Origin of the sequence: Kluyvera sichuanensis (assembly GCF_040930405.1) — a bacterium.
GTDB lineage: Bacteria > Pseudomonadota > Gammaproteobacteria > Enterobacterales > Enterobacteriaceae > Kluyvera > Kluyvera sichuanensis.
The window spans coordinates 1713100-1726456 of record NZ_CP162271.1 but is presented as its reverse complement, the minus strand read 5'-3'; the positions used below and the strand labels follow the sequence as shown (position 1 = coordinate 1726456).

At 55.2% G+C, this 13357-nt stretch carries 13 protein-coding genes; 4 read left to right on the top strand and 9 right to left on the bottom strand.

The annotated features are described in order from the left end of the window. The first annotated feature begins 98 nt into the window (after positions 1-98). Positions 99-896: a 23S rRNA (guanine(745)-N(1))-methyltransferase gene (rlmA, locus tag AB2B48_RS08570; RefSeq protein WP_368301541.1), complete on the top strand. Its 798-nt coding sequence runs from the start codon at positions 99-101 to the stop codon at positions 894-896. On the opposite strand, the gene mntP is transcribed toward rlmA, so the two are convergent. From mntP to manX, 5 genes are all read right to left on the bottom strand, one after another. Beyond that, positions 893-1462 (bottom strand): manganese efflux pump MntP, encoded by a 570-nt coding sequence (gene mntP / locus AB2B48_RS08565; protein ID WP_368301540.1) that lies wholly within the window; start codon positions 1460-1462, stop codon positions 893-895. The two genes, rlmA and mntP, sit on opposite strands and share 4 nt — an antisense overlap. A 377-nt stretch (positions 1463-1839) precedes the next feature. Next, a complete protein-coding gene (locus AB2B48_RS08560; RefSeq protein WP_368301539.1) occupies positions 1840-2298 on the bottom strand; it encodes a DUF986 family protein in 459 nt (152 codons plus the stop codon). 55 nt (positions 2299-2353) lie between these two features. Then, a complete protein-coding gene (locus AB2B48_RS08555; protein WP_185667658.1) occupies positions 2354-3208 on the bottom strand; it encodes a PTS mannose transporter subunit IID in 855 nt (284 codons plus the stop codon). A 12-nt stretch (positions 3209-3220) separates the two neighbouring features. After that, the gene (gene manY / locus AB2B48_RS08550) at positions 3221-4021 is read right to left on the bottom strand and encodes a PTS mannose transporter subunit IIC (RefSeq protein ID WP_185667659.1); all 801 of its coding nucleotides are present in this window, start codon (positions 4019-4021) and stop codon (positions 3221-3223) included. A gap of 61 nt (positions 4022-4082) precedes the next feature. Then, positions 4083-5051, bottom strand: coding sequence for a PTS mannose transporter subunit IIAB (gene manX, locus AB2B48_RS08545; protein ID WP_185667660.1), 969 nt, complete (start codon positions 5049-5051; stop codon positions 4083-4085). 459 nt (positions 5052-5510) lie between these two features. On the opposite strand from manX, the gene yoaE reads away from it, so the two are divergent. Beyond that, on the top strand, positions 5511-7064 hold the full coding sequence (gene yoaE / locus AB2B48_RS08540; protein WP_368301538.1) for a CNNM family cation transport protein YoaE: 1554 nt from the start codon (positions 5511-5513) through the stop codon (positions 7062-7064). Between the two features lie 90 nt (positions 7065-7154). Here yoaE and AB2B48_RS08535 read toward each other — a convergent pair whose 3' ends face one another. From AB2B48_RS08535 to pabB, 4 genes are all read right to left on the bottom strand, one after another. Continuing rightward, on the bottom strand, positions 7155-8711 hold the full coding sequence (locus AB2B48_RS08535) for an EAL domain-containing protein (protein ID WP_368301537.1): 1557 nt from the start codon (positions 8709-8711) through the stop codon (positions 7155-7157). Positions 8712-8835: 124 nt separating this feature from the next. Beyond that, positions 8836-10200 (bottom strand): L-serine ammonia-lyase, encoded by a 1365-nt coding sequence (gene sdaA / locus AB2B48_RS08530; protein WP_185667663.1) that lies wholly within the window; start codon positions 10198-10200, stop codon positions 8836-8838. Between the two features lie 165 nt (positions 10201-10365). Next, the gene (locus AB2B48_RS08525; protein WP_185667664.1) at positions 10366-10944 is read right to left on the bottom strand and encodes a CoA pyrophosphatase; all 579 of its coding nucleotides are present in this window, start codon (positions 10942-10944) and stop codon (positions 10366-10368) included. 2 nt (positions 10945-10946) lie between these two features. Next, the gene (gene pabB, locus AB2B48_RS08520; protein WP_368301536.1) at positions 10947-12302 is read right to left on the bottom strand and encodes an aminodeoxychorismate synthase component 1; all 1356 of its coding nucleotides are present in this window, start codon (positions 12300-12302) and stop codon (positions 10947-10949) included. 90 nt (positions 12303-12392) lie between these two features. Between pabB and AB2B48_RS08515 the strand changes: the two genes are divergently transcribed. Together AB2B48_RS08515 and AB2B48_RS08510 are read left to right on the top strand one after the other, a co-directional pair. After that, entirely contained in the window at positions 12393-12578 is a 186-nt protein-coding gene (locus AB2B48_RS08515) for a YoaH family protein (protein ID WP_035891624.1), read from the top strand. Between the two features lie 4 nt (positions 12579-12582). Further along, positions 12583-13311, top strand: coding sequence for a phosphodiester glycosidase family protein (locus AB2B48_RS08510; RefSeq protein ID WP_368301535.1), 729 nt, complete (start codon positions 12583-12585; stop codon positions 13309-13311). Positions 13312-13357: the final 46 nt, after the last annotated feature.

The following is a 13357-nucleotide window of genomic DNA, read 5'->3' as shown; positions in this document are numbered from 1 at the left end:
ATCATTTCTATGCCTGCCGCTTTTAACCGCCGCTTCGCCTTTCTCCCTCGCTCGAATAGCGGTACACTTTCGCCCTTTGAAATAGAGCCGGAGTTGCTATGTCCTACAGTTGTCCGCTTTGCCACGCGCCGTTAACGCGCAGCGGCAATAGTTATCTTTGCCCACAGCGTCACCAGTTTGATCGGGCGAAAGAGGGCTACGTCAACCTCCTGCCGGTACAGCACAAACGATCTCGTGATCCGGGCGATAGCGCAGAGATGATGCAGGCGCGGCGCGCGTTTCTCGATGCCGGACACTATCAGCCGCTGCGCGACGCCGTGAGTGTGAAGCTACATGCCATTACGCCTGAACATCTGTTAGATATCGGCTGTGGGGAAGGGTACTACACCCACGCTTTTGCCGCCAAGGCGCAGGCAACATGGGGACTGGACGTGTCGAAAACCGCCATTCGCTACGGCGCAAAGCGCTATCCGCAGGTGGATTTCTGCGTTGCCTCCAGCCAGCGTTTGCCGTTTGCTGATGCCAGCATGGACGCCGTCGTGCGGATCTACGCGCCGTGTAATCCGCAAGAGTTGAAACGCGTGGTGAAACCGGGCGGTTGGGTAATAACCGTTACGCCGGGGCCGCGTCATCTGGTTGAGCTGAAAGGGCTTATCTATAGCGAAGTGCAGCTGCATGCGCCACATTCTGAAGTGCTGGAAGGGTTTAGCCTGCAAAGTCACGATGCGTTAGCCTATCCGATGCAGTTGACCGGTCAGGAAGCGGTGACGTTATTACAGATGACGCCGTTTGCGTGGCGGGCGAAGCCGGAAGTATGGGAGACGTTAGCACAGCAGGCGCAGTTTGCTTGCCAGACGGATTTCGCGATTCACGCCTGGCAAAGAGATGCCGATTAACCCATATAGTGGGCGTAGAGGATTTGCGCGCCAATAGCGATAAGCACGATCCCACCCAGAATTTCAGCCCGTTTGCCGAGCAGCGGGCCGATAAAGCGACCGACCATCATGCCAAGAGTTGACATCACAAAGGTGGCGCAGCCGATGGCAAATGCGGTGGCGAGAATATTGACTTGCAGGAAGGCCAGGCCAACGCCCACGGCCATTGCGTCCAGGCTGGTGGCAATTGCGGTGGTGACCAGCAGCCAGAAGCCGTGACGACGCGGTGATTCTGCTGCTTCATCATCATCCGTACCGCGGATCCCTTCCAGTACCATACGCCCACCGAGGAACACCAGCAGGACGAAGGCTACCCAGTGGCTCCACTCCATGACGAACTGGCTTGCCAGCATACCGAGGCCCCAGCCGATAAGTGGGGTAAGCATCTCAATGACGCCAAAAATCAGGCCAGTACGCAGGGCTTCAGAGAATTTCGGTTTGTGCAGCGTAGCACCCTTACCAATTGATGCAGCGAAGGCATCCATTGACATACCAAGGGCAAGAAGAATAGTGGCGGTTAAGTTCATGCGAAGGTCCAGACCGGGCAGTTTCCATACGACACATTCCTGCCCCCAGTAATCAGCAGTAATGCGTCTATGGTCTCGCTTGATTACGATGTAATCCGTACGCACCACGTTTTTCAACGAGTATGTTGACACGTACATTTCCATTTGATGGAAATTAGCTACTCCCCAACGACGGGCGCAACCTTAACATATTTTTAGAATATAAAACAACTCTAAGGCTTGCTTATTTAATCGTTTAATGATAACGATTTTCATTTAGATTTATTGCGTAATCAGAAGGTTAACAAATATGAAGGGAATGTGCGGAATAAACATAGCCAACGCTATAACTTAACTGCCTGAAAATAGCACAGATATAGCGATGGCTATATTTTAACTCATTGAGAATTAACGAGAAGCTTGTAGATCCTCTCCAGGTCATCAATATTCTTAACGCGGACAAGAAGACGACGCTGTTCTAATTGCATCACCAGTACACCATCTTCCGATAAATTCATTTTTTGAATTCGGCTGTATTTAATCCAGGCATTTGCGAAGAAGAAACCTTCCGATTTAAAGATAATTTTCGGACTGCGGATCCAGAATAGATAAAAACCGGTCAGCGCCAGTGCACATAATAACCATGTGGTAATTAATGCGCCGTGGCTGGTCACATTGTTGTACACCAGGATAACGATCAACGCGACGAAGATAACGCTATCGACGCGGCCGGGGCGCAAGAGCGGGACGGATAGCAGGGTGGTGCCATGACGGCGGGGCATGATGAACTGGTCGTAGATGGCAAATGCCAGCATTGCCACAATAAAGAGAACCAGTACCAGATCCGTTAATGTCATTCAGCCTCCAGATAAAAAAAAACCGGGGGCAAGAGCCCCCGGCATACTACAGATATTACAGACCCAGCAGGCCGATTGCGTAGCCTACGATACCGATGACGAAGAAGCCAACGATGATCCACAGGGCGTTAACTTTCTTACGCAGCAGCCACATACAGGCGAAGGTCAGCAGCAGTGGTACCAGGCCCGGCATCAGCTGGTCCAGGATGGTCTGCACGGTGGTGACACGAGTCTGACCATCCTGACCAGTGATGGTTGAAACCACCAACGGGATGTTCACGTGCGTCCACTTGTTAACCAAGGCCCCCATGACGAACAGGCCGAGGATTGACGCCCCCTCAGTCAGTTTCTGCAGGAAGCCGCCGCCCATATCGGAAACGATATCGATACCTTTACGGTAACCGTAAGCGACGCCGTAGTAACGGGTTGCCAGACGGACCAGGTTGAACAGGATAAAGAACAGCAGTGGCCCAAGCAGGCTGCCGCTCATCGCGATACCGGCACCCAGTGCGGCGAATACCGGACGTACGGTACCCCAGAAGATTGGGTCACCCACGCCTGCCAGCGGCCCCATCAGACCTACTTTGATACCGTTGATAGCACCATCGTCGATCTCTGCGCCGTTAGCACGCTGTTCTTCCATTGCCAGCGTTACACCCAGTACCGGCGCCGCTACGTATGGATGGGTGTTAAAGAATTCCAGGTGACGCTTGATGGCTTGCTTACGCTCATCGTTGTTCTCTGGGTACAGGCGACGAATCGCTGGAACCATAGAGAAGCAGAAGCCCAGCGCCTGCATACGTTCGAAGTTCCATGAACCCTGGAACAGGTTAGAACGAAGGAACACGCCACGAATATCACCCGGAGTGAGTTTTTTCTCGGTGGTGGTAGTTTTAGTCATATCAACCATTTCGCTCACCTGTTAGTCCAGTTCGTTATCAAGATCGTTAGAGCCAGCCGCTTGAGCAGGGGCACCTGCCACGCGATTATATTTCGGGCTCAGCTGAATGTAGAGGATGGCCATAACCGCGCCAATCACACCCAGAGCAACCAGGTTGAAGTTTGTAAATGCTGCAGTCACGAAGCCGAGGTAGAAGAACGGCATCAGGTAGCCTGCACGCATCATGTTGATGACCATTGCATAACCTACTACCACGATCATACCACCGGCAATGTTCAGACCGCTGGTGACCACTTCAGGAATCGCGTTCAGCATGCCCTGAACTTCGCTGGTACCGACGGATACCGCAACGATGACCGCTGGGATAGCAATACGCATCGCCTGCAGGAACAGGGAGGAGACGTGAATCCAGGACAGCGCCGTCAGGTTACCGCTTTCCGCTGCTTTATCTGCTGCGTGCTGGAAGGCAACGGTAATGGTACGAACGATAATAGTCAGAACCTGGCCTGCTGCTGCCAGCGGGATGGCCAGGGCGATACCTGCGCCGATGCCCTGATGGCCGGCAATAACCAGAATGGTGGAAATAATGGAAGCCAGTGCGGCATCAGGTGCAACCGCAGCACCGATGTTCATCCAACCCAGCGCGATCATTTCCAGGGTACCACCGATGATGATACCGGTTTTCATGTCCCCGAGTACGATACCGACCAGGGTACAAGCGACCAGCGGACGGTGGAACTGAAATTCATCGAGTATTGATTCCATACCCGCAATACATGCGACGATGAACACCAGCACAATCTGAAGAGTGGTAATCTCCATTGTACTTCTCCTATTGCTTATACAGACTTAAGTGTGAAGGCTAAAAACGTTGCCTAAGCGGTTATTTACCCACTTTGGCAATCAGATCCATCATTTTCAGTTTCTGGTCGGTGGAAACCTTACGGACTTCCAGTTCGATACCGCGGGCATCCAGTTTTTTGAAGGCCTCGATATCTTTTTCATCGACGGAAACTGCGTTGTTAACCTGTGTTTTACCCTGACGGAACGCCATACCGCCAACGTTAACAGAGGTCACTTTCACACCACCTTCCACGATACGTTCAACGTCGGTTGGGTTGGTGAACAGCAGCATCACACGATCGCCCGCATATTTCGGGTTGTTGTAGACGCGGATCATTTTGGCAACATCGACAACGTGTGCCGTTACGCCAGGAGGAGCAACCTGAGTCAGCAGGGTTTTGCGCACGGTATCGGCGGCAACTTCATCGCTGACCACAATGATGCGGGTGACGTTAGTCTCTTTGGTCCAACGGGTCGCAACCTGACCGTGAATCAGACGGTCATCGATACGCACCAGACCGATAGTCATGTAGTCGTTCGGGCCCATTGGTTTCGCCGGAGCGGCAGCTTTCGGTGCTGCAGGTGCAGCTTTCGGCGCCGCTTTTTCGACGGGTTTGGCTTTCAGCGCTTTTACGCCTTCGCTACCGGTTTCCACCGCCAGCGCCACCAGCTCGTCAAAGCTTGGGTTATCGTCACGCGCCATGAAGGTTTCGACCAGCATCGGTACGTTGACGCCCGCGATCACTTCATAGTTTTCTTTATCGACAACAATGCGGCTTGCCGCGTTGAATGGGCTGCCGCCCCAGGTGTCAACAAGGAACAACACGCCTTTGCTGGTATCAAGCTTCGCCAGCTGCGCGTTGTATTTTTCGATTAACGTGTCTGCATTCTCGCCAGGCACGAAGTCGATCCAGCCAACATTGTCCTGCTCGCCCAACAGCATTTCTGCCGTTTTCAGCAGTTGTTCTGCTGCCCAACCATGTGTGCCTATTACAATAGCAATCGTCACTTGCTACCTCCTTTATTATCGTGTGTATCAGTAGGGCTGATACATTCTCTTGAGTCGAAACGGTAACCGAATCGATTCAGACAAGGGTTAGAGACCAAAAATTTAATAACTACCGAGAATTATTTTAGACAGTGAAAGAATAATTAATGTGATGAAGATCCGTAATTTAGTTAAAGAGTCGCAATTATTTTGTGGTGCAAAAAATTACCTTACATTTTGCAAAGACTCGTAAATCTCTGCCAAAATGTCATTTGTTTTTGCTATGTTAATGCTTCGTTTAATCACACAGGAGTATAGGGCATCAGCCCGTAGTATGGATCGTCACCGACGCCTTTTCGCACTCGTTCGCTTTTGCGACGCATCTCCCGGCCTTTTGCGCCACGCTTTTCTATCGTCTGGTATCGTCTCGCTTAAACATGACATAGCGATGACTCGTCACGTCTCTCGTTGGAGTGGTTTATGGAATTGCTAATGGACCCGTCAATCTGGGCCGGATTATTGACGCTTGTCGTTCTGGAAATCGTTCTCGGTATTGATAACCTGGTATTTATCGCCATTCTTGCCGATAAACTTCCACCAAAACAACGAGATAAAGCACGCCTGATCGGCCTGTCGCTGGCGCTGGTGATGCGTCTGGGACTGCTTTCCGTAATCTCGTGGATGGTAACGCTGACCGCGCCGCTGTTCAGCGTGTGGGGGCAAACCTTCTCCGGGCGAGACCTGATTATGCTGGTCGGTGGTCTATTCCTGTTGTTTAAAGCGACGACCGAGCTGCACGAACGGCTGGAAAACCGCCAGCACGATTCCGGACACGGTAAAGGTTATTCCAGCTTCTGGGTGGTGGTGGCACAGATCGTCGTGCTGGATGCCGTCTTCTCGCTGGATGCGGTGATCACGGCGGTCGGGATGGTGAATCACCTGCCGGTCATGATGGCGGCGGTAGTGATTGCCATGGGCGTGATGCTGCTGGCTTCAAAACCGTTGACGAACTTCGTCAACCAGCACCCAACGGTGGTGGTGCTGTGTCTGAGCTTCCTGCTGATGATCGGTCTGAGCCTGGTCGCAGAAGGTTTCGGTTTCCACATTCCGAAAGGCTATCTGTACGCGGCGATTGGCTTCTCGATAATTATCGAACTGTTCAACCAGATTGCTCGTCGTAACTTTATTCGCCACCAGTCGACGCTGCCGCTGCGTGCGCGTACGGCAGATGCCATTCTGCGCCTGATGGGCAACCGCAAGCAGGCGAACGCCGCGCATGACGAAGGTCATCAGTCGACGATGCCGGTGCCGGAAGGGGCGTTCGTGGAAGAAGAACGCTATATGATTAACGGTGTTCTGACGCTGGCCTCACGTTCGCTGCGCAGCATTATGACTCCGCGTGGGGAAATCAGCTGGGTGGATGCGGACCTGAGTACGGAAGAGATTCGCCAGCAGCTGCTGTCGTCACCGCACAGCCTGTTCCCGGTGTGCCGGGGCGAGCTGGATGAAATCGTCGGTATCGTGCGTGCCAAAGAGCTGCTGGTGGCGCTGGAAGCCGGTGAAGACGTGCTGGCGATAGCCTCCGCCAACCCAGCGATTATCGTGCCGGATACGCTCGACCCGATCAACCTGTTGGGCGTGCTGCGTAGGGCGCGCGGTAGCTTCGTTATCGTCACCAACGAGTTTGGTGTGGTGCAGGGGCTGGTGACGCCGCTGGACGTGCTGGAAGCGATTGCCGGTGAGTTCCCGGATGCCGATGAAACCCCGGAAATCGTTGCCGATGGCGATGGTTGGTTAGTGAAGGGGACGACGGACCTGCATGCGTTCCAGCATACGCTGGGGCTGGATAACCTGGTGGATGATGACATCGCCACCGTGGCCGGTCTGGTGATTGCCGTTAATGGGCAGATCCCGCACGTCGGTGACGTGATTGAACTGCCGTCGCTGCACATCACGATTACCGCGGCCAATAACTATCGCGTCGATCAGATTCGCGTGGTGAAGCTGGCTTCAGCTCACGACGAAGACGAATAATCACGCGGTAGCCCGGACGAGGCGCGCGAGCGCCGACTCCGGGATATTCCCGGGGCCACTCCGTTGGCCCCGCTACTGAAATGACGAAAACTACGGATTCAACGGCTCGTTCTTCTTAAGCCACAGCGGAAACTCCTCCAGCGGCATCGGCTGCGCATAGAGATATCCCTGCAAAAAATGCACCCCGTGCTGCTGCAAATAGCGCGCCTCTTCCTGCGTCTCAACGCCCTCCGCGACCAGCTCAACGTTCAGTCGCTGCCCCAGCGCAATAATAATATCCGTCACCGTGGAGTTCACGGCGTCGGTACCAATTGCACCGGTAAAAGCCTTGTCGATTTTCAGCACGTCCGGGTGCAGCATCTCAAGCCAGGAGAGCGAGCTGTTGCCAGTGCCAAAATCATCTATCGCCAGCTTAATTTGATGGTTGCCAAGCTCGCTGCGTAGCTGATAGTTCACATCGTTCAGCGCGTCGCGTTCGGTGAGTTCGACCGTAAGCTGCTGTAGCGGCTTGCGGCTGAACCAGAGCTGCTTTAAATCTTTCAGCAACTGGCCGTTCTTAAAGTGCGGGGCGGCGACGTTGATGCCAATCTGGAAATCACGTTCCTGAGGGAACAGATGCAGCCGCTGCGCCGTTTCACCGATGACGTAGCGGGTCAGCGGAATAATCAGGTTCTGCGTTTCAGCAATGGGAATAAACACATCTGGCGCCACCCAGCCTACGCGTGGGTTGTTCCAGCGCAGCAGGATCTCTGCGCCGACGCAGCGCTGTGTCCGCGCGTCCATCTGAGGTTGGCAGTAAAGAGCAAACTCCTTGCCGGCGATGCCCATATTAATTTCGCGCGAGAAGCTGAGCCGCCCGGCGGTGGCAAGCCAGGCAATCCACGTAAACAGAATGCTCATGATGGCGGCAAGCGGCAGGTCGGTGACCAGATTATTCAGGGCGAGGCGATCGGGGCCGGGGCTGAGCGCGGCAATGCTAAACGGAAAGTCCGTTGACGAGCGGGTGAATACGCGGTTGCCGTCATCATCCATCTCCCCGGTGATGCCGATATTGTGCTGATAGTGGCGTTCGCCGACGTTAAGACTGATATGGGTGATGAGCGGTGGTGAGGGCTCGAGAATAATATTGCTGAGTAAATCGATGTTGATGGAGACCATCACGCCGTCTTTACCGTCCTTCGATGCGGGAAACCACTGAACCAGAATCGGCGTACCGACCAGCAGCGAATGATCGGTGCCCAGCAGCAGCAGCGGCGCGGTATTGGGCAACTGTGGTTGCAGGGCATTGACCGCAATACCGCGTGAGCCGAGCGCGCTGGAGCAGTAAAGCTGGCCCTCTTTCACCAGCGCAATAGAGCGCACGGTTTGCAGCATCACCGCCAGCTTGCGCAACGGCAGATGAATGGCCTCGCAGGGCTGACCGACCAGGGTAAGCATGGCCTCACGCTGGGTTTTTAGCGGCTGAAGAATTCTATCGAGGCGATCGACCGAGTGGGCGGTGAGGGTATTTATCTGTTTCTGATTTATGCTGCGCTGCGAAATAAATCGTACCCCTAATGTCAGCGCAAAGGCACACACCGCGACGATCGCACAGACGGCGATTCGCTTGCGTAGATATTTTCTGATAATCCATTGTGCTGATTGCATTTCCGCTGCTCGGCGCGCATTGAGTGGTAATGAAAATAGCAGTGACGACAGAGCAAGTGAAGCAGGTCGCGAAAATAGTGGGAATAAATCACCCACCTGAATTAGGGGTGGGTGATTAGGCGTATTAGTCGCACTGAACCTTAATGGCCAGACCGCCGCGCGAAGTTTCGCGATATTTGGCGTTCATGTCTTTACCGGTTTCGTACATGGTCTCAATGACCTTATCGAGGGAAACGCGCGGCTCGCTGGTACGACGCATCGCCATACGCGCGGCGTTAATCGCCTTAACCGACGCAATGGCGTTACGCTCAATGCACGGCACCTGAACCTGACCGGCAACCGGGTCACAGGTCAGACCGAGGTTATGCTCCATACCGATTTCCGCCGCGACGCATACCTGTTCCGGGCTGGCACCCAGCAGTTCAGCCAGACCAGCCGCCGCCATTGAGCAGGCCACGCCCACTTCACCCTGACAACCCACTTCGGCACCGGAGATAGAGGCGTTCATCTTGTACAGCGCGCCAATGGCGCCGGAGGCCAGGAAGTAGCGAATGTAGATATCCGGGCTGACGGACTCGATAAAGTGGTCGTAATAGGCGAGTACCGCTGGAACGATACCGCAGGCGCCGTTCGTTGGTGCGGTAACCACGCGGCCACCGGCAGCGTTCTCTTCGTTCACCGCCAGCGCAAACATGTTCACCCAGTCAATGACGTTCATCGGATCGCTGGAGAGCTTGTCGCTGGAAACCAGCATACGACGCAGCGCGGAAGCACGACGCGGTACGCGCAGCGGCCCCGGCAGCACGCCTTCGGTATTCATGCCGCGGTCAATACAGGCGCGCATGGTTTGCCAGACGTTCTCGAAGTACTCTTCAATCTCTTTCTTGCTGTGTAGCGCCAGTTCGTTCTGCATCACCATGCCTGAAAGCGACAGGCCGGTCTCTTTGCAGTAGTTGAGCATTTCGGTGGCTGAAGCGAACGGGTAAGGAACCTGGACTTCGCTGCTGTCCGCTTTGCCAAAATGCTCTTCATCGACGATAAAGCCGCCGCCGATAGAGTAGTAGGTTTTACTGTAGAGTTGCGTTTCGCCTGCCCAGGCGGTTATCTGCATGCCATTTTCGTGCAGCGGCAGATTACCGTTGTGGAAACGCATGCCGCTTTCGGCTGGGAAATCGACTTCGACGCGGCCAAGCGCCAGCAGCAGACGGCCACGCGCTTCTACGTCACGAATAAATGCCGGGATGGCATCAATATCGACGGTATCCGGCTGGTTGCCCGCCAGACCCATAATAATCGCGATATCGGTATGGTGGCCCTTACCGGTGAGGGACAGTGAACCGTAGACGTCCACGGCAACGCGCGTCACGTCATCAATCAGTCCCTTTTCGACCAGGTCATCGACGAACTGTTTGCCAGCCTTCATCGGCCCTACAGTATGGGAAGATGAGGGACCAATCCCCACCTTAAACATGTCGAATATACTAATCACTTTAACACTCCTGACAGGGTTGCCACGTTGTTGCGGCAACGATGTAATAACTGCGCATAGTGTATGAGGGAACCTGAAATCCAGCTTAACTATTCACATGAATTTAATTAATGCGTAGCGTTGATTTTACTAATGCTGAACCCCTGGTCATCAAGGTAAGTATAGTCAGGGTTTAAGGCCCACCTGTAGCGCTAGCTCACGAATAATACCGGCGGTCATGCCCCAGACAAAATAGTGCTGATACCAGGAGAGCCAGACGCGATGTGCGTTGCCGCGGCGATGAATATCAAGCGGATGATAGCGCCCCAGACGCAGCGCTTCGGCAAGCGGCATTTCAAACACCGATGCCACCTCATCTTCACTGGCGTGATAGTGCAGATCCGGTGGGATAACGCCGAGCACCGGCGTGACCTGAAACCCGGTCACGCTGTCGACCGGCGGCAGTACGCCGATAATATCCACACACTCCGGAGGAATGGCGACCTCTTCCTGCGCCTCACGCAGCGCCGCGGCAATCAGCGATGCGTCGCTGCTGTCTACCGCGCCGCCGGGAAAGGCGACCTGACCGGGATGTTTGCGCAAGCGCGCGGAACGCTGCGTCAGCAGCAGCCCTGGCTCAGGACGGCGCACAATGGGTATCAATACCGCGGCCTGTCGGGCGTTTAACGCCGTACGCGTCGTCTGCGGACGAAGCAGCTGAAAGCGGGAGAGAAAGTCATCCAGGTTCAGCGCGCGCTCTTGCATGGTCAGGACTCCAGTTGTTGTAGGATTCTATTCACTTTATCAAATGTTTCCTGATATTCCGCATCTTCGTCGCTGTCGGCCACCAGTCCACCGCCCGCCGAGCAGTAAAGCGTGCCGTCTGTCGCCGTGACCGTGCGAATGGTAATGCTGGTGTCCATATTGCCGCAGGCGCTGAGATAGCCAATGCTGCCGCACCACGCGTTGCGGCGATGGGGCTCCAGTTCGTCGATAATCTCCATCGCCCGCACCTTCGGTGCGCCGGTAATGGAACCGCCGGGAAACGCCGCGCGCAGCAAATCGGTCGCGTGCAGCGTTGGCGGCAACTGTGCGGTGATGGTGCTGACCAAATGATGCACCGCCGGGAACGGCTCAACGACAAACAGCTCCGGCACCCGTACGCTGCCTGGCACTGCTACACGGCCAATGTCGTTGCGCATCAGGTCGACAATCATAAGATTTTCTGCACGATCCTTCGGTGAGTTCGCCAGCCGCTGAGCCTGTTCGGCATCCGCATGCGGAGAATCGAGGCGCGGCAGGGTGCCTTTAATCGGGCGGGTCTGAATCTGCCCCTGCTCAAGCTGGATAAAACGCTCCGGCGAGAGGCTCAGAATGGCGCTCTCTTCAAATCGTAGAAACGCGCTGAACGGCGCGCGGTTGGCGTGGTTCAGTCGCACAAATGCCGCCCATTCATCGCCCTCGTAGCGCGCCTGAAAGCGCTGGGCGAGGTTGACCTGGTAGCAGTCGCCGCTCTGCAGGTAGGCCTGCACCTGGCGGAATTTCTCACCGTACTGTGCGCGGCTCATATTGGACTGCCAGCCAGAGGTCAGGGCGAATGGCACTGTTGCCGGACTGGTTTGTTCCTGCAGCCAGCGCAGACGGGCGTGAATATCACCGTGGCACAGCAGGGTAACGACCTGACGCTGATGGTCAACGATCAACGCCCAGTCATAAATGCCCACCGCCATGTCCGGGACGCCGATATCTTGTAGCGCCTGCTCGGGCAGCGTCTCAAAGCGGCGGCCTAAATCATAGCCAAAGAGCCCAACGGCACCGCCGATAAAGGGCAAATCGGCCAGCGGCTTGTCGCTGATGTTCAGCCGAACCATTGCCTGCTGTAACAGCGTTAAGGGATCGTCATGGGAGACTACGGCGCTACCGTTATGACTCACGGTAGTGACGTCGCCGCGCGTCACCAGCGTCTGGTGAGGGTCGGCAACCACGATATCGTAGCGGCTGTGCGGATGGTCCGCGTAGCCGGAGTGCAGCATCATCGCCCAGGGCGAGGCGTTTAACGGGGCAAAGTAGTGTTCTGCGGCATCCTGTCGCCAGGGAAGCGTCATCGTTGAAGGGGGTAACATTGTTTCTCTGTCCAGCCTTGTTGCACTGCCTCTGGCGAATGTTCGGGCAGCATGAAATAATAAGCGCCCACAATGTAGCAGGAGTCAATGATGTTTGCAGGATTACCTTCACTAAGCCATGAACAGCAGCAGAAAGCCGTCGAGCGTATTCAGGAACTGATGTCGCAGGGGATGGCAAGCGGTCAGGCGATCGCGCTGGTGGCCGAAGAGCTGCGTGCTACCCACACCGGCGAACGTATTGTCGCTCGCTTTGAGGACGAAGACGAAGACGAGTAACGTCATGTTCATCCGTTCAATACCGCTGCTGCTGACGCTGATGGCAGCGCCCTTAACGGCAGCAGCGGAAAGTGCATGTCGGCTCACCGACCCCAGCCTGACGCTGCAAAGCTATACCGCCGATCCCCAACATCAACGCATCGCCATGTACTGGCAAAAAGCCAACGGTAAAGCGTACGGTTCGCTGCGCGCGCTGCTGTCTGAGATCAACGGCGACGGGCGTGTGCGCATGGCGATGAACGGTGGCATCTACGACAAAGCCTACGCTCCCCTTGGGCTGTATATCGAAAACGGCCAGCAAAGGGTGGCAGTAAACCGCGCGTCCGGCGGTGGGAACTTCTTTATCAAACCCGGCGGCGTTTTTTACCTTCGCGGCGATCGCGCGGGGATAGTTAGCCTCGATAAGCTGAGATCCACCAAAGGCATGGACTACGCGGTGCAGTCCGGCCCGATGCTGATTGAAAACGGGGTCATTAACTGGCGGCTGAAGCCGTCAGCAAGTTCGCGCAAGCTGCGCAACGGCGTAGGGATCACCGCGCAAGGCAAGGTGGTGTTTATGCTGAGCGAGCGGGAAACCAACTTTTATGATTTTGCCTGCTATGCGAAATCGCGCCTTGATGTGCGGCAGATGCTCTATCTCGACGGCACCATTTCGAAGATGTACCAGCAGGGGAGCAGTGTCCCCTGGCAGTACCATCCTTTCGTTACCATGATTACCGTGGAAAAACGCTGAGTTCTGGGGAGAGGCCGAATGGCGCTTCCCACATCCGGCCTACATG

Coding starts and splice junctions, on each gene's coding strand:
- AB2B48_RS08510 (WP_368301535.1), top strand. CDS start 12,583: ATGTTCATCCGTTCAATACCGCTGCTGCTGACGCTGATGGCAGCGCCC.
- AB2B48_RS08560 (WP_368301539.1), bottom strand. CDS start 2,298: ATGACATTAACGGATCTGGTACTGGTTCTCTTTATTGTGGCAATGCTG.
- rlmA (WP_368301541.1), top strand. CDS start 99: ATGTCCTACAGTTGTCCGCTTTGCCACGCGCCGTTAACGCGCAGCGGC.
- AB2B48_RS08515 (WP_035891624.1), top strand. CDS start 12,393: ATGTTTGCAGGATTACCTTCACTAAGCCATGAACAGCAGCAGAAAGCC.
- AB2B48_RS08525 (WP_185667664.1), bottom strand. CDS start 10,944: ATGCAAGAGCGCGCGCTGAACCTGGATGACTTTCTCTCCCGCTTTCAG.
- AB2B48_RS08555 (WP_185667658.1), bottom strand. CDS start 3,208: ATGGTTGATATGACTAAAACTACCACCACCGAGAAAAAACTCACTCCG.
- mntP (WP_368301540.1), bottom strand. CDS start 1,462: ATGAACTTAACCGCCACTATTCTTCTTGCCCTTGGTATGTCAATGGAT.
- AB2B48_RS08535 (WP_368301537.1), bottom strand. CDS start 8,711: ATGCAATCAGCACAATGGATTATCAGAAAATATCTACGCAAGCGAATC.
- yoaE (WP_368301538.1), top strand. CDS start 5,511: ATGGAATTGCTAATGGACCCGTCAATCTGGGCCGGATTATTGACGCTT.
- pabB (WP_368301536.1), bottom strand. CDS start 12,302: ATGTTACCCCCTTCAACGATGACGCTTCCCTGGCGACAGGATGCCGCA.
- manY (WP_185667659.1), bottom strand. CDS start 4,021: ATGGAGATTACCACTCTTCAGATTGTGCTGGTGTTCATCGTCGCATGT.